Source organism: Lysobacter rhizosphaerae (assembly GCF_054779795.1).
Genome location: NZ_BAAGXO010000004.1, coordinates 372,883 through 395,524, shown reverse-complemented (window position 1 = coordinate 395,524; position 22,642 = coordinate 372,883). Strand labels below are relative to the sequence as shown.

General features: G+C 67.0%; 21 protein-coding genes. 10 read left to right on the top strand and 11 right to left on the bottom strand.

The annotated features are described in order from the left end of the window. The first annotated feature begins 135 nt into the window (after positions 1-135). Positions 136-582: a DUF192 domain-containing protein gene (locus ACYVGE_RS08930; protein WP_460729091.1), complete on the top strand. Its 447-nt coding sequence runs from the start codon at positions 136-138 to the stop codon at positions 580-582. Positions 583-642: 60 nt separating this feature from the next. Here the strand turns inward: ACYVGE_RS08930 and ACYVGE_RS08925 are convergent, their stop codons facing one another. After that, positions 643-834, bottom strand: coding sequence for a rubredoxin (locus ACYVGE_RS08925; protein ID WP_460729089.1), 192 nt, complete (start codon positions 832-834; stop codon positions 643-645). A 72-nt stretch (positions 835-906) separates the two neighbouring features. On the opposite strand from ACYVGE_RS08925, the gene thiE reads away from it, so the two are divergent. Both thiE and hemL read left to right on the top strand, forming a co-directional pair. Then, positions 907-1,539, top strand: coding sequence for a thiamine phosphate synthase (gene thiE, locus ACYVGE_RS08920; RefSeq protein WP_460729087.1), 633 nt, complete (start codon positions 907-909; stop codon positions 1,537-1,539). Further along, positions 1,536-2,825, top strand: a complete 1,290-nt coding sequence (hemL, locus tag ACYVGE_RS08915; protein ID WP_460729085.1) for a glutamate-1-semialdehyde 2,1-aminomutase — start codon at positions 1,536-1,538, stop codon at positions 2,823-2,825. The genes thiE and hemL overlap by 4 nt, the downstream gene beginning before the upstream one ends. A 64-nt stretch (positions 2,826-2,889) precedes the next feature. Here hemL and ACYVGE_RS08910 read toward each other — a convergent pair whose 3' ends face one another. The 4 genes from ACYVGE_RS08910 to ACYVGE_RS08895 form a co-directional block, all read right to left on the bottom strand. Then, complete coding sequence (locus ACYVGE_RS08910; protein WP_460729083.1) at positions 2,890-4,113, bottom strand: acetylornithine/succinyldiaminopimelate transaminase; 1,224 nt, start codon at positions 4,111-4,113, stop codon at positions 2,890-2,892. Positions 4,114-4,296: 183 nt separating this feature from the next. Continuing rightward, on the bottom strand, positions 4,297-4,731 hold the full coding sequence (locus ACYVGE_RS08905; RefSeq protein ID WP_460729081.1) for a VOC family protein: 435 nt from the start codon (positions 4,729-4,731) through the stop codon (positions 4,297-4,299). 21 nt (positions 4,732-4,752) lie between these two features. Continuing rightward, complete coding sequence (locus tag ACYVGE_RS08900; RefSeq protein ID WP_460729079.1) at positions 4,753-5,571, bottom strand: SDR family oxidoreductase; 819 nt, start codon at positions 5,569-5,571, stop codon at positions 4,753-4,755. Continuing rightward, positions 5,568-6,227 (bottom strand): protein kinase family protein, encoded by a 660-nt coding sequence (locus ACYVGE_RS08895; RefSeq protein ID WP_460729077.1) that lies wholly within the window; start codon positions 6,225-6,227, stop codon positions 5,568-5,570. The genes ACYVGE_RS08900 and ACYVGE_RS08895 overlap by 4 nt, the downstream gene beginning before the upstream one ends. A gap of 89 nt (positions 6,228-6,316) precedes the next feature. Here ACYVGE_RS08895 and ACYVGE_RS08890 point away from each other — a divergent pair, with 89 nt between their 5' ends. Next, entirely contained in the window at positions 6,317-8,302 is a 1,986-nt protein-coding gene (locus ACYVGE_RS08890) for a bifunctional DedA family/phosphatase PAP2 family protein (RefSeq protein WP_460729075.1), read from the top strand. 16 nt (positions 8,303-8,318) lie between these two features. On the opposite strand, the gene ACYVGE_RS08885 is transcribed toward ACYVGE_RS08890, so the two are convergent. The 3 genes from ACYVGE_RS08885 to ACYVGE_RS08875 form a co-directional block, all read right to left on the bottom strand. Further along, on the bottom strand, positions 8,319-8,894 hold the full coding sequence (locus tag ACYVGE_RS08885) for an LON peptidase substrate-binding domain-containing protein (protein WP_310055833.1): 576 nt from the start codon (positions 8,892-8,894) through the stop codon (positions 8,319-8,321). Positions 8,895-8,925: 31 nt separating this feature from the next. Beyond that, the gene (locus tag ACYVGE_RS08880; RefSeq protein ID WP_460729127.1) at positions 8,926-10,359 is read right to left on the bottom strand and encodes a Mur ligase family protein; all 1,434 of its coding nucleotides are present in this window, start codon (positions 10,357-10,359) and stop codon (positions 8,926-8,928) included. Between the two features lie 422 nt (positions 10,360-10,781). After that, on the bottom strand, positions 10,782-11,360 hold the full coding sequence (locus tag ACYVGE_RS08875) for an adenylate kinase (protein ID WP_460729073.1): 579 nt from the start codon (positions 11,358-11,360) through the stop codon (positions 10,782-10,784). Positions 11,361-11,525: 165 nt separating this feature from the next. Between ACYVGE_RS08875 and ACYVGE_RS08870 the strand changes: the two genes are divergently transcribed. The 3 genes from ACYVGE_RS08870 to ACYVGE_RS08860 all read left to right on the top strand — a co-directional run bounded on the left by ACYVGE_RS08870 (position 11,526) and on the right by ACYVGE_RS08860 (position 13,995). Continuing rightward, complete coding sequence (locus tag ACYVGE_RS08870) at positions 11,526-12,782, top strand: 6-phosphofructokinase (RefSeq protein ID WP_460729071.1); 1,257 nt, start codon at positions 11,526-11,528, stop codon at positions 12,780-12,782. Positions 12,783-12,864: 82 nt separating this feature from the next. After that, positions 12,865-13,500: a hypothetical protein gene (locus tag ACYVGE_RS08865; protein WP_460729069.1), complete on the top strand. Its 636-nt coding sequence runs from the start codon at positions 12,865-12,867 to the stop codon at positions 13,498-13,500. Positions 13,501-13,503: 3 nt separating this feature from the next. Beyond that, the gene (locus ACYVGE_RS08860) at positions 13,504-13,995 is read left to right on the top strand and encodes a DUF2846 domain-containing protein (protein ID WP_460729067.1); all 492 of its coding nucleotides are present in this window, start codon (positions 13,504-13,506) and stop codon (positions 13,993-13,995) included. Between the two features lie 60 nt (positions 13,996-14,055). On the opposite strand, the gene ACYVGE_RS08855 is transcribed toward ACYVGE_RS08860, so the two are convergent. Beyond that, positions 14,056-14,559, bottom strand: coding sequence for a hypothetical protein (locus ACYVGE_RS08855; RefSeq protein WP_460729065.1), 504 nt, complete (start codon positions 14,557-14,559; stop codon positions 14,056-14,058). A gap of 248 nt (positions 14,560-14,807) precedes the next feature. Here ACYVGE_RS08855 and ACYVGE_RS08850 point away from each other — a divergent pair, with 248 nt between their 5' ends. Then, positions 14,808-16,838, top strand: a complete 2,031-nt coding sequence (locus ACYVGE_RS08850) for a sodium-translocating pyrophosphatase (protein ID WP_460729063.1) — start codon at positions 14,808-14,810, stop codon at positions 16,836-16,838. Between the two features lie 165 nt (positions 16,839-17,003). Here the strand turns inward: ACYVGE_RS08850 and ACYVGE_RS08845 are convergent, their stop codons facing one another. Then, positions 17,004-17,297, bottom strand: coding sequence for a putative quinol monooxygenase (locus ACYVGE_RS08845; protein ID WP_460729061.1), 294 nt, complete (start codon positions 17,295-17,297; stop codon positions 17,004-17,006). A 171-nt stretch (positions 17,298-17,468) separates the two neighbouring features. Between ACYVGE_RS08845 and ppa the strand changes: the two genes are divergently transcribed. Both ppa and ACYVGE_RS08835 read left to right on the top strand, forming a co-directional pair. Beyond that, positions 17,469-18,017, top strand: a complete 549-nt coding sequence (gene ppa / locus ACYVGE_RS08840) for an inorganic diphosphatase (protein WP_457096916.1) — start codon at positions 17,469-17,471, stop codon at positions 18,015-18,017. Positions 18,018-18,138: 121 nt separating this feature from the next. Next, positions 18,139-19,719, top strand: coding sequence for a tetratricopeptide repeat-containing sulfotransferase family protein (locus tag ACYVGE_RS08835; protein WP_460729059.1), 1,581 nt, complete (start codon positions 18,139-18,141; stop codon positions 19,717-19,719). Here ACYVGE_RS08835 and ACYVGE_RS08830 read toward each other — a convergent pair. Beyond that, positions 19,716-22,610 carry a TonB-dependent receptor plug domain-containing protein gene (locus tag ACYVGE_RS08830; RefSeq protein WP_460729057.1) on the bottom strand — a complete coding sequence of 965 codons (2,895 nt, stop codon included), beginning with the start codon at positions 22,608-22,610 and terminating at the stop codon, positions 19,716-19,718. The two genes, ACYVGE_RS08835 and ACYVGE_RS08830, sit on opposite strands and share 4 nt — an antisense overlap. Between the last annotated feature and the right edge of the window lie 32 nt (positions 22,611-22,642).

The window sequence follows — 22,642 nt, the reverse complement described above, 5'->3', positions numbered from 1 at the left end:
TCCCGATCAGCGGGGCGCGCATTGTGCACAGCCGCACTCCGATTGGGAAGAGGGTTTTGTAAAAAAATTTCGGCGCGCTTGACGATGCGTCCGCCGTGCAGGATGTTTCGCCCTGCTTTTTCAAGGGGAATACCGATGCGTTTGATCAAGACTGCCGTGCTGTTTTCCGGATTGATGCTGGGTGGATGCGCGACCGGCAGCAATACGTGGGTGGAGCTGGGCGGACAGCGCTACCAGGTGGAAATCGCCGACGACGATGCCGAGCGCGCGCGTGGGCTGATGTTCCGCGACGAAATGGCCGCCGACCACGGCATGCTGTTCATCCATGACGCCGAGGAGCCGCAGGCGTACTGGATGAAAGACACCCATATCCCGCTCGACATCCTCTATTTCGACAATGCGCGGCGCCTGGTGTCCCAGCAACGCGATGTCCCGCCCTGCGCCCTGGGTGACGGCTGCCCGCCTTATCCCAGCAACGCGCCGGCGCGGTTCGTGCTGGAACTCAATGCCGGTGAAGCGGCGCGGCTGAAGCTGGAAAACGGCGCCGAATTGATCTTCAGCCCGGCCATTCCCCACTCCTGACTGCCCCTGGATGCAAAAAGGGCCGCAATGCGGCCCTTGGCATGACTTTCGCGGATGTGGTCAGACTTCCATCATCTCGAAATCGTCCTTGGTGACTCCGCAGTCCGGGCACGTCCAGGTATCGGGCACGTCTTCCCAGCGCGTACCCGGCGCGATGCCCTCTTCCGGCAGCCCCTTGGCCTCGTCATAGATGAATCCGCAGACGACGCACATCCAGGTGCGGTAAATGGTGGTCGTGGCGGCTTCACTCATGGATAAATATGGCTGGAATTTGCGGTGCGGGGGATGCATTTTGTCACGCCCGGACCGAGGATGCTCGCCGCCATGAACCCGCGCTGGCCGCCTCGCGGCCTGTATGCCATCACTCCCGATGAAGCCGATACCGCTCGATTGCTCGCGCGCGTCGAAATCGTGCTGCGCGCCGGCGCCACCTGGCTGCAATACCGCAACAAGCCCGCGAGCGAGGACCTGCGAGCCGAGCAGGCGCTGGCACTGCAGCCACTGTGCCGCAGCTTCGACGTCCCGCTGATCATCAACGACGACTGGGCCCTGGCGGCCGCGATCGGTGCCGCCGGCGCGCATCTGGGCGAAGACGACGGCGAAATCGCACTGGCGCGGCACGAACTCGGGCCCGGGGCAATCCTCGGCGCCTCCTGCTACGACGATGCCGGGCTGGCCAGGCAGGCGGTCTTCGCCGGCGCCACCTACGTGGCATTCGGCGCGTTCTTCCCTTCGCCCACCAAGCCTCACGCGCGCCGCGCGACCCTGGATCTGTTGCGAACGGCCGCCGCCCTGGGCGTGCCGCGGGTGGCGATCGGCGGCATCACACCGGACAATGCACGTCCCCTGGTGGAAGCCGGCGCCGATCTGCTTGCCGTGATCAGCGGCGTTTTCGATGCGCCCGACCCCGCGGCCGCCACCCGTGCCTACATTTCCTGCTTCGAAGAGCCCCGATGAAGAACGAACGGTCCCACTCCCTGTTCACCCGCGCGAAGGACCTGATTCCCGGCGGCGTCAATTCGCCCGTGCGCGCGTTCAAGTCGGTGGGCGGCGAACCCTTCTTCGCACAACGTGCGGAAGGCGCGCACCTGTTCGACGTCGACGGCAACCGCTACATCGACTACGTCGGTTCGTGGGGGCCGATGATCGCCGGCCATGCACATCCGCAGGTGCTGGACGCCGTGGCGCGCACGATGCGCGACGGCCTCAGCTTCGGCGTTCCCAACGCACTGGAAGTGACGATGGCCGAGGCCATCACCTCGATCGTGCCCAGTTGCGAAATGGTACGCATGGTGAATTCCGGCACCGAAGCCACGCTCTCGGCGATCCGCGTGGCGCGCGGCGCGACGGGGCGCAACCGCATCGTCAAGTTCGAGGGCTGTTACCACGGCCACGGCGACAGTTTCCTGGTGAAGGCCGGCAGCGGCGTGATGACGCTGGGCCTGCCGAATTCGCCGGGCGTGCCAGCGGCGCTGGCCGATCTCACCCTGACGCTGCCGTACAACGATTTCGATGCCGCCACGAAACTGTTCGATGAAGCCGGCAGCGACATTGCCGGCCTGATCATCGAACCCATCGTCGGCAACGCCAACTGCATCCTGCCGCGTGCCGGCTACCTGCAGCATCTGCGCGAACTGTGCACGCGGCATGGCGCGCTGCTCATCTTCGACGAGGTGATGACCGGCTTCCGCGTCGCGCTCGGCGGCGCCCAGGCGCTTTATGGCATCACCCCGGACCTGAGCACGTTCGGCAAGATCATCGGCGGCGGCATGCCCGTGGGTGCGTACGGTGGACGTCGCGACCTGATGGCGCAGGTCGCGCCCAGCGGCCCGATCTATCAGGCCGGCACGCTGAGTGGCAATCCGGTGGCGATGGCCGCGGGCCTCGCCACGCTGGACCTGATCCGCACGCCCGGCTTCCACGCCGCGCTGGAGCGCAGCACCCATGCGTTGTGCGACGGCCTCGAAGCCGCCGCGCGCGATGCCGGCATCGCCTTCACCACCACGCGGGTGCCCGGCATGTTCGGCCTGTATTTCCGGGAAGGCCCGGTGGAAACGTTCGAGGACGCCAAGGCTTCGGACACGGCACGCTTCAACCGGTTCTTCCACGCGATGCTGGAACGCGGGGTGTACCTGGCGCCGTCTGCCTTCGAAGCCGGCTTCGTCTCGAGCGCGCATGGCGAAGCGGAAATCGCGCAGACCATCGCGGCCGCGCGCGAGGCCTTTGCCATCATCCGCAACTGACCGCGGGGCTCGAGCCTCCGCGAGCCATCAAAAAAGCCCGGTTTCCCGGGCTTTTTTGTTTGGATCAAGCCTTGGCGAAGCCGGCAATCGCCGCGCGCAGGCGCGTAAGTCCTTCCGCGACATCCGCATCGCCGATATTGAGCGCCGGCACGAAGCGCAGCACGTCCGGTCCGGCCTGCAGCGTCAGCAGGCCATGGTCGACGCAACGGTCGAGGATCTCGCCTGCCTTGCCGGCATGACGTTCGCTCAGCTGCGCACCGAGCATCAGACCGCGGCCGCGGACCTCGGAAAAAATGCCAAATTCCGCATCGATGGCAGCCAACCCGTCGCGGATCGCCTGCGACTGCTTTGCAACGTTGGCCAGCAGCGCCGGCGACGTCAGTTCATGCAACGCCGCACGCGCGACCGCCGTCGCCAGCGGATTGCCGCCGAAAGTCGTGCCGTGCGCGCCGAACTGCATCACGTCCGCCGCCTTGCCGCCGACGAGCATCGCGCCGATCGGGAAGCCGCTGCCGAGCGCCTTCGCCAGCGTCACCACGTCGGGCGTTACGTCGTACGTGTGCGCGGCGAACAGTTGGCCGGTGCGGCCCATGCCGCATTGGATCTCGTCGAACACCAGCAATGCGTCGTGGCGATCGCACAGCGCGCGCAGACCCTGCAGGAATTCGGGCGTCGCCGGCGTCACGCCACCTTCGCCCTGCACAGGCTCGACCAGCACGGCGCAGACGTCACCCGTCGCCATCGCGGCCGCGGCGGCGTCCAGGTCGTTGAAGTCGCTGTAGCGGAAGCCCGGCGGCAGGGGTTCGTAGCCTTCGTGGTACTTCGGCTGCGCAGTGGCGGTGACCGCCGCCAGCGTGCGGCCATGGAAGCTGCCACGGAAACTGAGGATCACGCGACGCTCCGGTGGACGTCCCTGCGCGGTCGCCCACTTGCGCACCAGCTTGATCGCACCTTCGTTCGCCTCGGCGCCGGAGTTGCAGAAGAACACCCGCTGGGCGAACCGCGAGGCGGCGACGAGTTCCTCCGCCAGCCGCAGTGGCGGCTCGCTGACGAACACGTTGCTGGTGTGCCACAGCTTGCCCGCCTGCTCGGTCAGCGCGGCGACCAGCGCCGGATGCGCGTGCCCCAGCGCATTCACTGCGATGCCGGCGCCGAAGTCGACGTATTCGCGGCCGTCGCGGTCCCACAGGCGCGAACCCTTGCCATGATCCAGCACGATCCGGCGTGGGCGGTAGACGGGCAGGTAGTAGCGCTCGGACAGCGCGAAGAGTTCGGCGGAGGTGCTCATGGCGGTATGGAGGGGGAAGAACCGCCATTTTCGCGCATCCGCGCGCGCGCCGCTTAGCCGAAACAGTGGGGGACGAAGCGACTGGTGCCGGTCGCCGGCATGCCGCCCTCCCGCGCGTGGTGGGCTTAGTCGCCTACCGCCGTCGAAAGCGCCTCAGGGTGAGGCCTGGCGATTACCGCGCAATCACCATTGCCCGATGTTCGGCATCGATCGCCACGGCTCCTGCGGCGGCAGGTGGCCGTCCTGCAGCAGCTCGATCGAGATCAGGTCGGGCGAGCGCACGAACGCCATGTGGCCATCGCGTGGAGGCCGGTTGATGGTGTAGCCCATCGCCTGCAGGTGCGCGCACATGTCATAGATGTTGGCGACTCGGAAGGCGAGATGGCCGAAGTTGCGTGCGGAACCGTAGTCCTCGCTGGGCGAGCCGTCTTCGGGCAGCCAGTTGTAGGTCAGCTCGACTTCCGCATCGGGCGTGCCGGGCGCGGCGAGGAAGATCAGGGTGTACTTGCCTTCCGGGTAGTCGTTGCGCCGCTTCAGCTCCAGGCCGAGTCCTTCGCAGAAGAAGCGCAGCGAGGCGTCGATATCGCGGATGCGGATCATGCTGTGGAGGTATTTCATGGCAGCTCCCGTGCAGCGCACTCAATCGAGGAACAGATCCGGATACAGCGGTTGCGAAGGATCCACCGCGTAGCCCGACAGGTCGGTGACCCCGGCTTCGGCCAGCACCTCATCATCGATCAGGAAGCGGCCACTGAAGCCTGCGGCAGCGCGCGTCAGGATCGCGTGGGCGGCGTCGCCCATGATCGCGGGCGAACGACCATTGCCCGGGCTCACCCCGGGAATCATGTTCAGCGCATCGGTGGCGATCAGCGTGCGCGGCCACAGTGCATTCACCGCCACGCCGCGCGGACCGAACTCACCCGCCAGCCCGAGCGTGACGAAGCTCATGCCCATCTTCGCCAGCGTGTAACCGGTATGCGGCGCCCACCATTTCGGGTCCAGCGAAGGCGGCGGGCACAGCGTGAGGATGTGCGGATTCGCCGCCTGCAGCAGGTGCGGCAGGCAGGCCTGCGCGCACAGGTAGGTGCCGCGCGCGTTGACCTGCTGCATCAGGTCGAAGCGCTTCATCGGCGTGTCCAGGGTGCCGCGCAGGTAGATCGCACTGGCGTTGTTGACCAGGATATCGATGCCGCCGAAGGCGTCGACCGTGGCGGCGACCGCCGCCCGCACCTCGTCCTCCTCGCGGATGTCGCACTTCAGCGCCAGTCCGTGCCCACCGGCCGCGTTCACCGCGTCCGCCGCCGTGTGGATGGTGCCGGGCAATTTCGGGTTGGGTACCGCCGATTTCGCGGCGATGGCGATGTTGGCGCCGTCACGCGCGGCACGCAGCGCGATGGCGAGGCCGATGCCGCGCGAGGCACCGGTGATGAACAAGGTTTTTCCTGCCAGCGACGTCATGGCTTGGGTCCCTGCCCTTCGTTGTCTTCCCACTTCAACAGCTTGCGGGTGATGAAGCGATACACCGGCTTGCCGGTGGCGAACCACGCCTCGCGCAGCCACGAATGCCGCTTCAGTACCCGCCGCTCCACCGGCGTCAGGGCGTGCGGGCAGTAGGTGCGCTTGTGCTTGAGCAGGTGGCGCAGGTCCTCGCGCGCGAGCAGCCGCATCCAGCGCGAACGCGGATGTCCGCGCGTGGCGAGCTGGAAGTCGATGATCGCGGGCGACCCGTCCGCCAGCACCAGCCAGTTGGCTTCCTTGGCGAGGTCGTTATGGGCGAGGCCGCGACGATGCAGCTGCTGCAGCAAGCGGCGCGCTTTGCGGAAATAGGCGAGATCGCCGTGCGGCGGGCGCTGGTACATCGCGCCGCCGTCGAGGTAGCTGCGATCGAGCTTGCGGCCGTCCCAGCGCAGCAGCTGCGGCGTTGCCGCGAGCCCCGAGACGCATTGCAACGCGTGCGCCTCGCGCCGCGCGAGCCACCACGCAGGCAGGCGCAACCACAGCGGGACGTGGCCCAGGTCGCGGCGCACGAACAGACCGGCGTCATCGCGCATGAGGGCGATGCGGCCGAAACTGTCGGCCTTGAGGGCGGCGACTTCGCGTGAGGCGGATGACATGGCGGCAGTGTAAGGAAATCGCCGCAATCGGGCTCCTCCCATGGCCGCAGTGGTGACGAAGCGCGGTCTGCTGCTGCCATAATCCGGCCATGGAACCGACCTGGATCGACACCGCCAGCGCATGGATCAGCGCGCATGCATTGGCGGCAGGCGCGGTGATCTTCCTGATCGGGCTGTCCGAGGCGCTGATCTTCCTCGGATTCTTCGTGCCGGCACTGCCGCTGCTGTTCGCGGTGGGGGTGCTCATCGGCCTCGGCCACGTCAACGGCCCCTATGCGCTGGTGTGCTGCACGCTGGGCGCTTTCTGCGGCGATGCATCGAGTTACTGGGTGGGCCACCATTGGGGCCCCCGGTTGCGACGACTCTGGCCGTTCTCGCGCTACCCGCAGTGGCTCGATCGCGGTGAGGCGATGTTCCGCCGCAACAGCATCAAGAGCATCTTCTTCGCCCGCTTCGTCGGGGCCATGCGGCCCTTCGTGCCCGCGATCGCGGGAATGGCGCGAATGCCGCTGCGCCGTTACGCCCCGCCGAGTTTCATCGCATGCCTGGCGTGGTCCGCTCTCTACCTGGCCCCGGGCTGGCTGCTGGGCGCGTCCTACGACGCGATCGCGGCCGTCGCGGATCGCCTGGCGCTGGTCCTGGGCGGCCTGGTGGCCGCGGTGGCGCTGGCGTGGGTCGTCGTGCTGTACACGTGGCGCTGGTTCGCCGGGCATGCCGACAATCTGCTGTCGCGCATGCTCATGTGGACGCGCCGGCATCCGCACCTGGGCCGTTATGCCGTCGCGCTGATCGATCCCAACCGTCCCGAATCGCCCTCTTTGCTGATGCTGGCCGTATGCCTGCTGGCGATCAGCTGGGCGTGGTTCACCCTGCTGGCGTCGCTGCTGGCGAGCGGCGGTCCGCTGGCGCTGGACCACACCGTCCACGAATTCATGTGGAACCTACGCAACCCGCTCGCCGACCACCTGATGGCGGGCCTGGCCAGCCTGGGCGACGTGCAGGTGCTCGGGCCTGCGGCGCTGGTGGCCCTGCTCTACCTGCTGTGGCGCAAGCGCTGGATGGCGGCGACGCACTGGATCGCGGCGATCGTGTTCGGGCTGGTCTTCACCCGCCTGCTGAAGGCGTTGATCGACATGCCGCGCCCGCCCACGGCGCCGGCCGGCTTCGGCTTTCCGTCGGTCGCGGTGACGATGACGACGATCGTGTTCGGCTTCTTCGCCGTGCTGATCGCGCGCGAACTGCCGGGACGCCAACGCGTCTGGCCGTACCTGCTCGCGGGCGTGGTGACGACGGTGATCGCGTTCGCCCGGCTGTATCTGGGTGCGCACTGGCCGAGCGACCTGATCGGCGGAACCCTGTTCGGCATCCTCTGGTTGCTGGTCCTGGGCCTTGCATATCGTCGCCACGTCGCGCGTTCGTTCTGGATGCGTCCGCTGGCGTGGGCGTTCTACCTGGCGTTTGCCGCGGCGGCGTTGTGGCACGCGCCGCGCAACGCCGATCGCCTGCTGGCCCAGTTCACCGCCGCCGCACCGACGACCGCGCTCGCGGCGCAACGCTGGTGGGACAACGATTGGGCCACCCTGCCCGCGCAGCGCAACGAGCGCGACGAACGACGGCGCTGGGCATTGGACCTGCAGGTCGCCGGTCCGCTGCGACCCCTGCAACAGGTGCTGGTGGCGAAGGGTTGGCGCGTGCAGTCCCAGGCGAACTGGGTGACGACGCTGGGCCTGCTCGATGACGACACACCGGCGCGCGAACACGTGGTCTTGCCGGCCACGCTGGAGGCGCGTCCGGAAGCGCTGCTGCTGCTGCGACCGGGCAAGCAGGCGAATGAACTGATCGCCCTGCGCCTCTGGCCGGCGCCTGCGACCCTGAGCGACGGCACGCCGCTGTGGCTGGGCACGGCGCAGACCCTGCGTTACCAGCGGGCACTGAGTGCCGCGTCACTCTGGCTGCCGGTGGCCGATGAGGGTTATGCGCATGCGCAGGTGCGCGAAGCCTTGCAATCCTTCCATCCGGCCGAGGCCGCACATCCGGACGGTGGTGGCCTGGTGTTGCGGATGCGCTCCCGGTAGGCGGGCCGGACGCCCGCTACGACACCAGCGCCAGGATCCGGTCCAGCCGCGCATGCGGGTCGTCGAGTTGCAGCAGTTCCTGCCGCTGCGCATCGTGCAGGGGCAGCAATTCCGCCAATCGCCAGCCGACCCACGCGGCATCGTCGAACAAGGCGCGATCCGCGTGCGCGTATTCGCTGCCGCTCTTCTCGATCAGGCTCTCCAGCAGCACGGACAGCAACCCATGCTCGGGCCGCACGGGCTCGGCGGCACCGGCCTCGCACCAGCGGACATCCGCGACCTGCAGGCCGTTGTCGCGCACGCGCGCGCGCTCGACATGGAAGCGGCGGGCGCCACGCACGCGCAGGGTGAGCAGGCCATCGTCGCCCTGGCCGAAATCCTCGATCACCGCTTCGGTACCGAACGCCGCCGCCGTGGCCGGAGCGCCGACCTCCTCGCCCTTGATGATCATGCAGACGCCGAAGCCACGGCCGCTGCGGCCGCAATCGCGGACCAGGTCGAGGTAGCGCGCTTCGAACACCCGCAGCCCCAGCGATGCGCCGGGCAGCAGCACGGTGTGCAGGGGAAACAGGCTGAGGCTTTCGTTGGCCATCGGCCGCAGTGTACCTGCGGCGATGGCGCCGTCAGCCGTGCAACGCGGCGAGGAAGCGGCGCGGCGCGCCGTCGAAGCCGCCGTTGGACATGAACACGACGTGGTCGCCCGCACGCACGCGCTCACGCAACGCGGCGATCAGGCGGTCGACGTCGGGCGCGGCGACGCCCTCACCGCGCAGGCCGGCCACGACCTTGCCCGCATCCCATGCGAGTTCGGGGCGGTGCAGGAACACCACGGCATCGGCGAGGTCGAGCGACGGTGCCAGTGCCTCGGCATGCGCGCCCAGGCGCATCGAGTTGCTGCGTGGCTCCATCGCCACGACTATTCGGGCACCACCGACTTTCGCGCGCAGCCCCGCGAGCGTGGTCGCGATCGCAGTTGGATGGTGGGCGAAGTCGTCGTAGATGGTCACGCCCCGTGCTTCGCCTATGACTTCGAGGCGGCGCTTGACGCTGCGGAAGTCCGACAACGCGGACAACACCGCCTTCACGTCGACGCCGACGGCATTGGCGGCGGCGAGCGACGCCAGCGCGTTCATGACGTTGTGGCGACCCAGCAGCGGCCAGCGCACTTCGCCGATCTCGGTGCCGTTGTGGACGACGGCGAATGCGCTGCCGTCCTCGTTGAGCATGCGCGCGGTCCAGTGGAACGAAGCACGCGCGGTCGCGCCGTCGTCGGCGCGGTCGCCATGCGACAGGGAGCGCGACGCCTGCGGAACCAGGCTGGCATCGAGGCCGAAGGTCTCCACCGGGGTCCAGCAACCCATCGCCAGCACTTCGGCGAGGTACTTGTCTTCGCCGTTGACGATCAGGCGGCCGCGACGCGGCACGGTGCGCACGAGGTGGTGGAACTGGCGCTGGATCGCGGCCACGTCCGGGAAGATGTCGGCGTGGTCGTACTCGAGGTTGTTGAGGATCGCGACCAGCGGCCGGTAGTGCACGAACTTGCTGCGCTTGTCGAAGAAGGCGGTGTCGTACTCGTCGGCTTCGACCACGAACTCGCGGCCCGAACCGCGGCGCGCGGAAACGCCGAAATCCTCGGCGACGCCACCGATCAGGAAGCCGGGCGCACGGCCCGCCGCTTCCAGCAGGTAGGTGAGGATCGTGGTGGTGGTGGTCTTGCCGTGCGTGCCGGCCACGGCCAGCGTGTCGCGGCCCGGCAGCACGTTCTCGGCGAGCCATTGCGCGCCCGAGTTGTACTTGCGGCCGTCGTCGAGCACCTGCTCCACCGCGCCGTTGCCGCGCGAGAGCGCGTTGCCGACCACGATCTCGTCGCAGTCGCCGGAAATGTTCTCCGGTGCATAGCCCTGGCGCAGCGCGATGCCGAGCTGCTCCAGCTGCGTGGACATCGGCGGATAGATGTTCTGGTCGCTGCCTTCGACCTCGTGGCCGAGTTCGCGCGCGAGGGCGGCAACGCCGCCCATGAAGGTACCGGCGATACCCAAAATATGGAGTTTCAAGATCAGTAACCTCTGCAAGATTGCGGGATTATCGAACAACACGACTCCCGCACGGCACCTACTCCCCTTCCTCCGCTTGCGGGGGAAGGCAAGGGATGGGGGAGAGTGCCCGCTGCTTCTATCGAAGCCGGCGCCCTGCCCTCACCCCAACCCTCTCCCGCAAGCGGGAGAGGGAGCTAACTCCCCTTCCCCCGCTTGCGGGGGAAGGCAAGGGATGGGGGAGAGTGCCCGCTGCTTCTATCGAAGCCGGCGCCCTGCCCTCACCCCAACCCTCTCCCGCGAGCGGGAGAGGGAGTTTCACAATCGCTTCTGGTGGAATCCGTTGCCATCCATGGCGCAACTACCCCGCTTCGTATCGTCCGGCCCGTCCATCCGTGGCCGGGCGTTCGTCGAAGCGCGAGCCAATGGCTCGCAAGCGCTTCTCCTCACCCGACTTCGTGCGCCGGCACGATCGCCTCGATGATGCGGGCGAACACATCGTCCAGCGAACCCACGCCGTTGACCACGGTCAGCTGGCCCTGCTGGCGGTAGTAATCGATCACCGGTGCGGTCTGGTCGTTGTAGACCTGCAGGCGCGTGCGCACGGATTCCGGGCTGTCGTCGGCGCGACCCTCGGCCTTGGCTCGGCCGGCGATGCGTTCGACCAGCAGGTCGGTCGGCACGTCCAGCTGCACGGCGTAGTCCATCGGCTGGCCGATGCGGACCAGCAGCTGGCCCATCGCATCGGCCTGGGCGAGGTTGCGCGGGTAACCATCGAGGATGAAACCGCCACGGGTGTCGGGACGCGAGAAGCGGTCCTCGAGCATGCCCAGCAGGATCGCATCGCTGACCAGTTCGCCACGGGCCATGACTTCCTTGGCCTCGAGGCCGAGCTTGCTGCCGGCGGCCACTTCGGCGCGCAGCAGGTCACCGGTGGAGATGTGCGGCACCTGCAGGTGGTCCTTGAGCCTTGCGGCCTGGGTGCCCTTGCCGGAACCGGGCGCACCGAGCAATACCAATCGCATCTACATCACTCCTGAAACAAAGGGGGAATTCTTTGAGAGAGGGTCGCCCGCGAGGCGGCGCTACACTGCAGCAGCCGGGCCGTCGGGCGGACGCCGAAACAGGGTCACGAATCGGGTCAAATCGGGCGGCCAGCTTACCCCATCCTGCCTGGAGCATTGATTCCCATGGCCTCTGGAACCCTGCTGTACGCGCAGTCCGGCGGCGTCACCGCCGTCATCAACGCCACCGCCTCTGCCGTTATCCAGACGGCCCGTGCCCGCAAGGTGAAGGTCCTGGCCGCCCGCAACGGCATCCTCGGCGCCCTGCGCGAGGAACTGATCGATACCTCCAGGGAATCCGCGGCCGCGATCCGTGCCCTCGCCCATACCCCCGGGGGTGCCTTCGGATCCTGCCGGGTCAAGCTGAAATCGCTGGAGCAGGACCGCGCGCGCTATGAGCGCCTGCTGGCCGTGCTCAAGGCGCACGACGTGCGCTGGTTCCTCTACAACGGTGGCAACGATTCGGCCGACACCGCGCTCAAGGTGTCGCAGCTGGCGGCCGAATTCGGCTACCCGCTGACCTGCGTGGGCGTGCCCAAGACCGTCGACAACGACCTCGCCGTCACCGACTGCTGCCCCGGCTTCGGGTCCGCCGCCAAGTACACCGCCGTGTCCGTACGCGAGTGCGCGCTGGACGTCGCCGCCATGGCCGACACCTCCACCAAGGTCTTCGTCTACGAAGCCATGGGCCGCCACGCCGGCTGGCTCGCCGCGGCGGCGGGATTGGCCGGCGCGTCGGCTGACGACGCACCGCACCTGATCCTGTTCCCGGAGCGTCCCTACGACGAGGCGAGCTTCTTCACCCGGGTGAAGGCGACGGTGGAGCGCGTCGGCTACTGCGTCGTGGTCGCCAGCGAAGGCATCCAGACCGCGGATGGCCGCTTCGTCGCGGATGCCGGCGCCGGCAAGGACTCGTTCGGGCATACCCAGCTCGGCGGCGTCGCCTCGTACCTCGCCGGCCGCGTGAAGGACACGCTGGGCTACAAGGTGCACTGGACCCTGCCCGACTACCTGCAGCGTTCCGCGCGCCACCTCGCATCGAAGACGGACCTTGCCCAGGCGCAGGCCGTGGGCAAGGCCGCCGTGGAATTCGCCTTGAAGGGCATGAACGCGGTGATGCCGGTGGTCGTGCGCACGTCCGATGCACCGTACCGCTGGAAGATCGAAGCGGCACCGCTGTCGAAGATCGCCAACCACGAGAAGAAGATGCCGACGAACTTCATCCGCAAGGATGGTTACGGCATCACCGACGCCGCGCGACGTTATCTCGAACCGCTGATTCGCGGCGAGGCACCGCCGCCGTATGGGCGCGATGGATTGCCGAAGTATGTAACGCTCAAGAACGTCGCCGTGCCTCGCCGACTGGCCGAGTTTGTCGGCTAGCTCAGGGCGATAAGACAAGCCTCTCAGTTGGCAATCGGGAAACGTTCGGCTACCGTTTGCCGCTACCGGTTTGGGGAACCGAATGAAGATTCGCATTTGCGCGATGGCTGTCGCCATCGCGGCCAGCAGCCCGTACGCGCTCGCTCAGACAGCCGATCCGGTTACGACGATGCCGGCGGAAAGCACAAGCAATGCTGCTTCGACCGCACCATCCACCGTGCCTCCGGAGACCGGTTGCCAGATCGCACCTGATGCACTGGTGGAACTGGAGATCGCTGAAGCCATCAGCTCCGCGCGACAAAAACGCGGCGACAAATTCGCACTCAAACTGCATGCGCCCGTCACGTGCGACGGCACTACGCTGATTCCGACCGACACCACTGGCATCGGCGAGATCGTGCACGCCGAGCCTTCGCACGGCGGCGGCAAACCGGGAGAACTGCTGATCGCAGCTCGCTACCTGGAACTCAATGGCACTCGGTGGCGTCTGCGCGGCCTCAAACTCGGTGGCAAGGGACAGGATAAGACCAACGAAGCAGTGGCAGCCTCGTTCGCGCTGGGACCGTTTGCCCTCTTCATCCACGGAAAAGAGATCGAGATTCCTGCCGGCACCCTCGTCACTGCAAAGCTCGCGCAGGACCTACCTCCTTCCTCCGGCGCGTCAACGAACTTCACAACCGCGCCGACACTGCCCGTAACCTCAGCACAACAGGAATAGACCATGCGTTCCATGCTTCACCGTTTCGCGCTTTGCATCATGCTCGCCATTCCGGCTGCGGCGTTCGCACAGGAGGCCGCTCAGGCCATCGACGCCACTGCCGCCGCCGAAGTGGCAACGCCCGCCGCAGACACCGCATCCCCTGCCGCTTCAAGCAAGATCGGTGCCCCGCAGGCCGGCAAGGCCCAGATCGTTTTCTTCCGTCCCTCGAAGTTCACCGGCGGCGGCGTCGGCTTCAAGGTGCGCGAAAGCGAAGTCGAGCTCGGCAAGCTGCGCAGCGGCAAGTACTTCGTCGCGAACGTCGAACCCGGCACGCATCAGTACACGGTGCACTCAGAGGTCAAAGACGTGCTGACGATGGAAATCGAAGCCGGCGAGACTTACTACGTGCAAGCCACGGTCACCATGGGCCTCTTGGCTTTCCGCCCGAACCTGTCGCCGTCCGACCAGGCAACGTTCGACGGCATGGCCGACAAGCTCAAGCTCGCCGAGTGATTCGTTGTTCCTGAACCAGCAACAAGGGCCGCACAGCGGCCCTTGTTGTTTCCAGCCTGCTCAACCGCCGCAGGCCTTGCCTTCCAGCTTCATCTCCGCCGCATACATCGGCACGTTCGGCATCCCCTTCTGTTTCGCCTGCTGCTGCGCGTCTTCCAGGTAGATGCGCGCGCGGCCCTGCGCATCGAGCGTGGGTGGCGCGACCTCGACCGGCTTGCGCCACACGCGCACGACCGCCAGCTGCGACGGACACGCCGCATTGGGCACGCGGATCTCGTCGTTGAATTTCCAGCCACTGGCTTCCGACGGCTTCGCCTTGGCGAAGTCGACAAAGCGCGCGCGCGGCTGGCACGTCGGCGAGCTCCTCACCGGCGCCAGGCGGTAGGGCTGCGCGGCATCGCCGGTGAACATGCCCTCCAGCCGGGCGCAGGCCTCCGGGATGGAGCGGACAGTGTGCAGCGCACCGACCGCCTGGGGCGTGCCGGTGGCGCGGGCGATTTCGGGCTTGCCTGCGGCCGACGCCGGAAAGGCGAAGGCGATCAGCAGGAGGGGCAGGACGCGCATGCGGCGGCTCCTTCACGGCAACGAAACCGCAGGCTGGCATGCGCGGCGTGAACGCGTTTTGACGCCGCCCCTGGCAGGGGCCGCGCACCCGCGTGATCGCGGTCACGGCCCGCGTCCGTTCCGATTGGGGAAATGTGCCATAGTCGGGTCGTTGCCTTGTCCGGCGTGTTTTCCAGCCGCCCGCAAGCGCACCGAACAACCTGTGGTTTTCCCAGAAATTCCTTTTATGTCCACTCGGGGGAGGGTTCATGCTGGAGCAGTACGGTTTGGCCTTGGCGCTGGTTTGCGCCGTCATCGCGATCCTGTACGGGATCGTTTCCGCGCGCTGGATCAGCGCACAACCCGCCGGCAACGAACGCATGCAACAGATCGCCGGCGCGATCCAGGAAGGCGCGCGCGCCTACCTCAATCGCCAGTACACGACGATTGCGATTGCCGGCGTCGTGCTGTTCGTGGTGATCTGTTTCGCTCTCAACTGGCAGACGGCGATCGGTTTTCTGATCGGCGCGGTGCTGTCGGGCGCGGCCGGCTACATCGGCATGAACGTGTCGGTACGCGCCAACGTGCGTACCGCCGAAGCCGCGCGTAGCGGCATCAGCAAGGCGATGGACGTCGCGTTCCGCGGCGGCGCCATCACCGGCATGCTCGTCGTCGGCCTTGGCCTGCTTGGGGTCGCCGGCTACTACGTCGTGCTCACCCATCACATGGGCGTGACCGGTGAAGCCGCGCTGCACGCGCTGGTCGGCCTCGCCTTCGGCGCCTCGCTGATCTCGATCTTCGCGCGACTGGGCGGCGGCATCTTCACCAAGGGTGCGGACGTCGGCGCGGACCTGGTCGGCAAGGTCGAAGCGGGCATTCCCGAGGACGACCCGCGCAACCCCGCGGTGATCGCCGACAACGTCGGTGACAACGTCGGCGACTGCGCGGGCATGGCGGCCGACCTGTTCGAGACCTACGCGGTCACGATCATCGCGACGATGCTGCTGGGTGGGCTCATGGTCAACGAAGCCGGCCACAATGCGGTGATGTACCCGCTGGTGCTGGGTGGCGTGTCGATCATCGCTTCGATCATCGGCGCCTTCTTCGTCAAGGTGAAGGCAGGCGGCTCGATCATGGGCGCGCTGTACAAGGGCGTCATCGTGTCGGCGGTGCTGGCCGCGATCGCGTTCTTCCCGATCACGCAGCAGCTGATGGCGGATTCGAGCTACGGCGCGATGAACCTGTACTGGTGCGCGCTGATCGGGCTGGTGCTGACCGGCGCGATCGTGTGGATCACCGAGTACTACACCGGCACGCAGTTCAAGCCGGTGCAGCACATCGCGCAGGCGTCCACCACCGGCCATGGCACCAACATCATCGCCGGCCTGGGCGTGTCGATGAAGGCGACGGCGCTGCCGGTCGTGGTGATCTGCGCCGCGATCTGGGGTGCGCAGGCGCTCGGCGGCCTGTACGGCATCGCGATTGCCGCGACCTCGATGCTGTCGATGGCGGGCATGATCGTCGCGCTCGACGCCTACGGTCCGATCACCGACAACGCCGGCGGCATCGCCGAGATGGCGGAACTGCCGCCGGAAGTGCGCAGCATCACCGACCCGCTCGACGCCGTCGGCAACACCACCAAGGCGGTAACCAAGGGTTACGCGATCGGCTCGGCGGCGCTGGCGGCACTGGTGCTGTTCGCCGACTACACGCACAACCTGCAGGCCAACAATCCGGGCGTGAACTTCACCTTCGACCTGTCCGACCACATGGTGATCATCGGCCTGCTCATCGGCGGCCTGATTCCGTACCTGTTCGGTGCGATGGCGATGGAAGCGGTGGGTCGCGCGGCCGGTGCGGTGGTGGAGGAAGTGCGCCGCCAGTTCCGCGACATCCCCGGCATCATGCAGGGCACCGGCAAGCCGGATTACTCGCGCGCCGTGGACATGCTGACCAAGTCGGCGATCAAGGAAATGATCGTGCCGTCGCTGCTGCCGGTCGCGGTTCCGGTCGTCGTCGGCCTGCTGCTGGGGCCGAAGGCGCTGGGCGGCGTGTTGATCGGCACGATTGTCACCGGCCTGTTCGTGGCGATCTCGATGACCACCGGTGGTGGCGCATGGGACAACGCCAAGAAGTACATCGAGGACGGCCACCACGGCGGCAAGGGTTCCGAGGCGCACAAGGCCGCGGTGACCGGCGACACCGTCGGCGATCCCTACAAGGACACGGCCGGTCCCGCGGTGAACCCGCTGATCAAGATCATCAATATCGTGGCGCTGCTGCTGGTACCCCTGCTCTAAACAGATGGCGTTGTCGCGCGCAGCGCGACGATCACTCCCCCTCTCCCGTGCACGGGAGAGGGCTAGGGGTGAGGGACGGCCAGATCGCGGCATTTCGAAGAACGGCGGCCCCTGCGGCCGCCGTTTTTTTTCCGCAACGTGCCGGGCGACCCTCTACCCATCCCCCTACTTCGACGCCAGCACATCAATCCGGTCGATCTGCGGGGCAGTCGCGAGCAGCCGATCGGCATTGTCCATGAGCGCCTTGGCGATCCCGCCCTCGAGGTGGGCCTGGCGCCCGGCCTCGCCCTCGAAGGTATCGAAGATGCCGAAGGTCGAAGGCCCGAGCTGGAACGCGTACCAGGTACGCGTCGCCGGCTCCGCCTGTGCCAGGGGCAGCGCCCCCGCCAGCAGCGCCTCGAGTTCCGCTTCCTTGCCGGGCTTGGCTTCCAGCCGGGCGAGCAGACCGTACCGGACCATGGCAGATCCTCCATTGGCGGGGTTTGCGAACGTAGCAGGCGGCGCGTTCACAGCCGATGCAGGCCGATTGGGTGCCTGCGCCCCACTCCGGCAGCGGGTAAAATGCGCGCCCTCCCCTTCCCCCCAACCGCGGCCGTTCCGGCTGCGGCCCAGCACGTCGGAGCAATCGCAATGGGCCTGGACCTCGTCCCCACCGGCAAGAACCCGCCGGACGAAATCAACGTCATCATCGAAATCCCCAAGGACGCCGAGCCGGTCAAGTACGAGGTCGACAAGGCTTCGGGCGCGATCTTCGTCGATCGCATCCTGTCCACGCCGATGCGCTACCCGTGCAACTACGGCTACGTCCCGCACACGCTGTGCGGCGACGGTGACCCGGCCGACGTGCTGGTGATCCTGCCGCTGCCGCTGGTCCCCGGCTCGGTGATCCGCTGCGTGCCGGTGGGCGTGCTGAAGATGACCGACGAGGCCGGCAGCGACGAAAAGCTGATCGCAGTGCCGGTGCCGAAGATCTTCGGTGGCTACGCCCACATCACCGACATCGCCCAGGTGTCGCAGCACTGGCTCGATCGCATCGGCCACTTCTTCGAGCACTACAAGGACTTGGAGAAGGGCAAGTGGGTGAAGCTGGACGGTTTCGGCGACGCCGTCGAAGCCAAGGCCATCCTGCTCGATGCCATCAAGCGTTACGAGGACAGCGCGGACAAGCCGAATTTCTGAGCACCGCCGTTTTCGAATACGGAAAGGCCGCCCGATGGGCGGCCTTTTTCGTATGGCGCGCCAGGCCGACCCGCCAAGCATCGCGGGGGACGCCGTCGCCGCGCGGTGTTAGCGTTTTCGCATGGGCCTCACCACCGACCCCCGGCAGTTGTGGCTGTCCGGCCAGGAACACGCCGTCGCCGGCCGCCTGGAGCAGGCGCGGTCCGCGTTCGAATCGCTGCTGGAATCGGCGCCGGCACACGTCGGTGCGCGCCTGTTCCTGTCCAGCGTGCTGCTCGCCCAGGGCCGCGTGCGCGCGGCCGCGGAGCAACTGAAGTTCGCCGCCTTCGCGCTGCCCGATGACGTCACCACGGTCTGCCACGTCGCGCAGGCCCTGGCCGCCGTGGGCGAAACCAACGCCGCGCGCGCCTGCCTGCGCCATCCCGTCGTAGCCTCGACGCGCTCCGCGCCGGCGCTGGCCGCGCTCGCCCAGGTCTGCCAGGGCCTGGGCCTGAACGCCGACGCCCTGCAGCTGATGGAGCGCGCGCGTTCTCTCGGCCTCGACACGGCCGATTTCCGCTACTTCCACGCCTTGCAACTGCAGTTCAACGGCCAGATCGAGCGCGCCGGCGCGGAACTCGAAGCCTGCCTGCGCGCGGGCCCCAGCTTCGGCCGCGCGTCCCTGACCCTGGCCCGGATCCGCCGGCAGACGCCGGCGCACAACCACGTGGACGCCCTCCACGCGCGCCTGGCAAGCGTGCAGCGCGGCAGCGAGGACCATGCCGCCCTCGAATTCGCCCTGCACAAGGAACTGGACGACCTGGGCGACCACGAAAACGCCTGGGCGGCGCTGGTGCGCGGCAACGCGGTGATGGCGGAGCGGTTGGACTATGACGCGCCGGCGGAGACGCGCCTGTACGGCGCGGTGATCCGACGTTTCGATGCGGCCTTCGTCGCGCCGCCCGGCCGCCTTTTCGGCGGACCACAGCCGATCTTCATCGTCGGCATGCCGCGCTCGGGCACGACCCTGCTCGAACGCATCCTCGGCAACCACCCACAGGTGGCGGGCGCCGGCGAACTCACCGACCTGCCACGCCAGTTGCGCTGGGTCGCCGACCGCCACGGCCATGCGCTGCTCGACGAAGCGCTGCTCGCGGACATGGATGCCCTCGACTTCGGCGAGCTGGGGCGGCGCTACCTCGAACAGAGCCAGTGGCGCGCCGACGGCCGTGCGTACTACATCGACAAGCTGCCGCCCAACTTCCTGTTGCTGGGCTGCATCCGCCGCGCCTTGCCGCAGGCGAGGATCGTGCACATGGTGCGCGACCCGATGGACCTGTGCTTCTCCAATTACCGCGCGCTGTTCGGGGATACCTACGCCTACAGCTACGACTTCGCCTCGCTGGCGCATCACCACGCGCAATACCGCCGGCTGATGCGGCACTGGCGCGAGGTGATGCCGGATGCATTCCTGGACCTGTCCTATACCGCGCTGGTCCAGGACACGCAGGGCACCTGCCGCGCGTTGCTCGAACATTGCGGCCTGCCCTTCGCACGCGAATGCCTGGACCACACGCGCAACACCGCCAGCGTCGCCACGCTCAGCAGCGCGCAGGTGCGCGAACCGATCCACGCGCGCGGGATAGGCGAATGGCGCCGCTATGCGCGGCAGTTGCAGCCGCTGCAGGACCTCATCGAAGCCAGCACAGACCCGGCGCGCTAGCCGTCGCCGCCGCCACCGAAGTCGATGCGGTATTCCAGCCACCACGAACGCCCGTAGCCGTTGTACGCGAAGATGTTGTAGAACGGCGGCGCGAAGCCCTGCGATCCGTCATAGCTGGAATCACGCGGCGGCTCCGAGTTGCGGATGTTGTTGATGATGACGCTCAGCACGCTGCGCTCGGTCAGGTGGTAATCGACGCTGAGGTTGTACAGCATCCACGGCGCCACCCGTCCCGGCCCGACTCCGTTGCTGGTGACGTAGGGATTCTCCGGATCGGTGCTGAACTGGCGCGCATAGTTCGGCATCGAGCCGTAGCGCGTGCCGTGCAGGTTCGCGCCCCACTTCCCACGCTCCCAGCCGATGTCGCCGGCGACGATGCTTCTGAACTCCGCCGTGAGCAGTTGCCCGCTGGAGAAAAGATCGAACGTGGGCTGGTCGGGGAAGGTGCGGGTCTCGTGCTCCAACGTGTGGTTGTACTCCAGGCCGATCTGCCAATGGCCCCAGTCGCTGTCGAAGCGGTAGTTGGCGCCGGCGGTAATGCCGGACACGTTTTCCTCGGCGATGTTGATGCCCTTGACCACGATCAGGTCGAGGTTCTCGCTCAGCAGCGGATTGTTTGGATTCACGGGCAGGCGCTGCACCCGTGCCAGCGCATCGATGCAGCGCGCCGACTGCGGATCCAGGCGTCCCTGCCGGCACTCGTTCTCGTCGAACAGCGTCTGCGTGGTCGACTGCGGTACCACCTCATCCTCGATCTTGACGTTGTAGTAGTCGGCGCGCAGGTCGAAGTTGCTGCTGGGCGCCCACACGAAGCCAAACCCGTACGACTTCGCGTTGATCGACTTGAGGTCGGGGTTGGCGACCTGGTTGCCTTCCACCGAAATGCCGGTGTAGAGCGTGCAGTTGTCGGGGTCGATCTCGCACTTGTAGAAATCGGTCTCGGTGGTGAAGAAGCCGTTGCCACCGGTGAAGATGTAGCCCATGTCCGGCGCGCGGAATGCGGTCGCGTAGTTCGCGCGCAGCAGCAGGCTCTGGATCGGCCGGTACTCCAGGCCGAGCTTGTAGGTCGGCTTGGAATCGGAGCCGGCATCGACGTTCTTGTAGTAGTCGTAACGCCCGGCGATGCTCGCGGTCAGGGATGCCAGCAGGGGCACGCTGAACTCGACGCCCACCGCGGTATTGGTGCGGTCGCCCTTGCCGCTGGTACCGCTGAGGCCGAAGAAGAAATCGCCGGCGACGCCGGGATCGATCGGGTTGTCCCAATGCTGCTTGCCGGCCTGGAATATCGCCGCCATGCCGACATCGCCCGCCGGCAGTTTGAACAGGCTGCTGTTGACGAGCTGCAGGTTGACGTTCTGCGTCCACGTCGACGATTCGTTGTGGATGTTGTCGGAGAACGCGCGGTACTGCGCTGGCGTCACCGACTGGTAGAAGGCGTTCTTGTCGGGCGCATACACCGGGTAGCCGTAGTAGGTGCCGAGCTGCGGACCGAGGAACTGGTCGCGGAAGAACTGCTCCATCCGGTCGGCGACGGGCCACAGCTGGTCCGAGGTGACCTTGTAGCCGGAACGGCTGTAGTAGGCGTCGTAGTCCCAGCTGGAATTCCCGATCGCGCCCTTGACGCCGAAGGCGACGTTGTACGAGTCGGAATCGGTGTCGTAGAAGTTCTCGCCCGGCCCCTGTTCTTCTGGAGAGAAGATGCGCTGGTAGGTTTCCAGCGTCTGCTCGGTCTCGTTCCAGATGAAGTTGTTGTGGGTGCCATTGATGTCGGGGATCCAGAAGTGCGAGCCGCCGTCGTTCTTGGCGCGGTACTTTCCGAACAGCACGCTGGCGTAGAGCTCATCGTCGTCGGTCAGCCGGTAGCTGGAATTCAAATAGGCCGAAACACCGCGCTCGTCGTTGAGCAGCGTGGCATAGCCCGGCTGCGCGCGGCTGCCGCAGAAGTTGCCGCGCCCGGGCCGGAAGTCCAGTCGGGTGGTGCCGCCGAAGTTCTCCGCGACGCGATCGCAGTTGCTGCCGGGATCGTCGTATTGGTTGGTGAAGCCATTGAGGATGATGAAGGTGCGGCTGCCGTAACGCAGGTTCGGATTCGGGTTGTCGTCGGTGGTGTCGGTGAAGTCGCGCTGGCGCATGTAGATCGGATCCTGGTGGCTGTACTGCACGCCCCAGGTCAGGTCGAGCCGGTCCCAGGTGTTGCCACCGGTGACCTGCAGGCGTTGGTTGTTGCCGCCGCCCTCCGTGTAACCGCCGATGCGCGCATCGAGCTGCACGCCCTCAATGTGCTTCTTCAGGATGATGTTGACCACGCCGGCGATCGCCGCCGAACCGTAGATGGACGACTGGTTGCCGGGCACGATGTCGATGCGCTCGACCATCGCCGTGGGGATGCTGGTGAGGTCGGTGAAGTTGCTCTGGCCGTTATAGAGCAGCGGGTAATCGGCGATGGGGCGCCCGTCCAGCAGGATCAGGGTGAAACTCGGCGACAGGCCCAGCAGGCTCACCGTGGTCGCGTTGGCGGTGAAGCTGCCGGCGAACTGGTTGTCCTGCAACGATCCAGTCGCCAGCGGCTGCGCGCGCAGCACGTCGGAAACGTTGCGGTATCCCTGCTTCTGGATATCTTCGGCGGTGATGGTGGTGACCGGCGAAGCGGTTTCGATCTGGCTGCGCGGGATGCGCGATCCGGTGACCACGACGCGATCGAGATTGGTGGCCTCGCGGCGCTCCTCGGCCGGCGGCGTTGCCGGCGTCGCGGGCGCCTCCTGCGCGGAGGCGTCCTGGGCCGTCTGGTCTTGAGCCGCCTTGTCCTGGGCGGTCGTGTCCTGCGCCTGCGCGTTCACAGCCTGCACGAAAAGCACCGCGCATACGGCGGTGGTCAGCAGCTTGCGTTCCATATGCCACCCCGGCCCGAGCCAACGAAGTGCCT

Bases quoted from the DNA above. Each gene is read 5' to 3' on its own strand.
- ACYVGE_RS08860 (WP_460729067.1), top strand. From the start codon at position 13,504: ATGCGTTCCATGCTTCACCGTTTCGCGCTTTGCATCATGCTCGCCATT.
- ACYVGE_RS08930 (WP_460729091.1), top strand. From the start codon at position 136: ATGCGTTTGATCAAGACTGCCGTGCTGTTTTCCGGATTGATGCTGGGT.
- ACYVGE_RS08845 (WP_460729061.1), bottom strand. From the start codon at position 17,297: ATGGTCCGGTACGGTCTGCTCGCCCGGCTGGAAGCCAAGCCCGGCAAG.
- ACYVGE_RS08870 (WP_460729071.1), top strand. From the start codon at position 11,526: ATGGCCTCTGGAACCCTGCTGTACGCGCAGTCCGGCGGCGTCACCGCC.
- ACYVGE_RS08900 (WP_460729079.1), bottom strand. From the start codon at position 5,571: ATGACGTCGCTGGCAGGAAAAACCTTGTTCATCACCGGTGCCTCGCGC.
- ACYVGE_RS08905 (WP_460729081.1), bottom strand. From the start codon at position 4,731: ATGAAATACCTCCACAGCATGATCCGCATCCGCGATATCGACGCCTCG.
- ACYVGE_RS08875 (WP_460729073.1), bottom strand. From the start codon at position 11,360: ATGCGATTGGTATTGCTCGGTGCGCCCGGTTCCGGCAAGGGCACCCAG.
- ACYVGE_RS08895 (WP_460729077.1), bottom strand. From the start codon at position 6,227: ATGTCATCCGCCTCACGCGAAGTCGCCGCCCTCAAGGCCGACAGTTTC.
- ACYVGE_RS08925 (WP_460729089.1), bottom strand. From the start codon at position 834: ATGAGTGAAGCCGCCACGACCACCATTTACCGCACCTGGATGTGCGTC.
- thiE (WP_460729087.1), top strand. From the start codon at position 907: ATGAACCCGCGCTGGCCGCCTCGCGGCCTGTATGCCATCACTCCCGAT.
- ACYVGE_RS08850 (WP_460729063.1), top strand. From the start codon at position 14,808: ATGCTGGAGCAGTACGGTTTGGCCTTGGCGCTGGTTTGCGCCGTCATC.
- ppa (WP_457096916.1), top strand. From the start codon at position 17,469: ATGGGCCTGGACCTCGTCCCCACCGGCAAGAACCCGCCGGACGAAATC.
- ACYVGE_RS08885 (WP_310055833.1), bottom strand. From the start codon at position 8,894: ATGGCCAACGAAAGCCTCAGCCTGTTTCCCCTGCACACCGTGCTGCTG.
- ACYVGE_RS08855 (WP_460729065.1), bottom strand. From the start codon at position 14,559: ATGCGCGTCCTGCCCCTCCTGCTGATCGCCTTCGCCTTTCCGGCGTCG.
- ACYVGE_RS08865 (WP_460729069.1), top strand. From the start codon at position 12,865: ATGAAGATTCGCATTTGCGCGATGGCTGTCGCCATCGCGGCCAGCAGC.
- hemL (WP_460729085.1), top strand. From the start codon at position 1,536: ATGAAGAACGAACGGTCCCACTCCCTGTTCACCCGCGCGAAGGACCTG.
- ACYVGE_RS08890 (WP_460729075.1), top strand. From the start codon at position 6,317: ATGGAACCGACCTGGATCGACACCGCCAGCGCATGGATCAGCGCGCAT.
- ACYVGE_RS08830 (WP_460729057.1), bottom strand. From the start codon at position 22,610: ATGGAACGCAAGCTGCTGACCACCGCCGTATGCGCGGTGCTTTTCGTG.
- ACYVGE_RS08835 (WP_460729059.1), top strand. From the start codon at position 18,139: ATGGGCCTCACCACCGACCCCCGGCAGTTGTGGCTGTCCGGCCAGGAA.
- ACYVGE_RS08910 (WP_460729083.1), bottom strand. From the start codon at position 4,113: ATGAGCACCTCCGCCGAACTCTTCGCGCTGTCCGAGCGCTACTACCTG.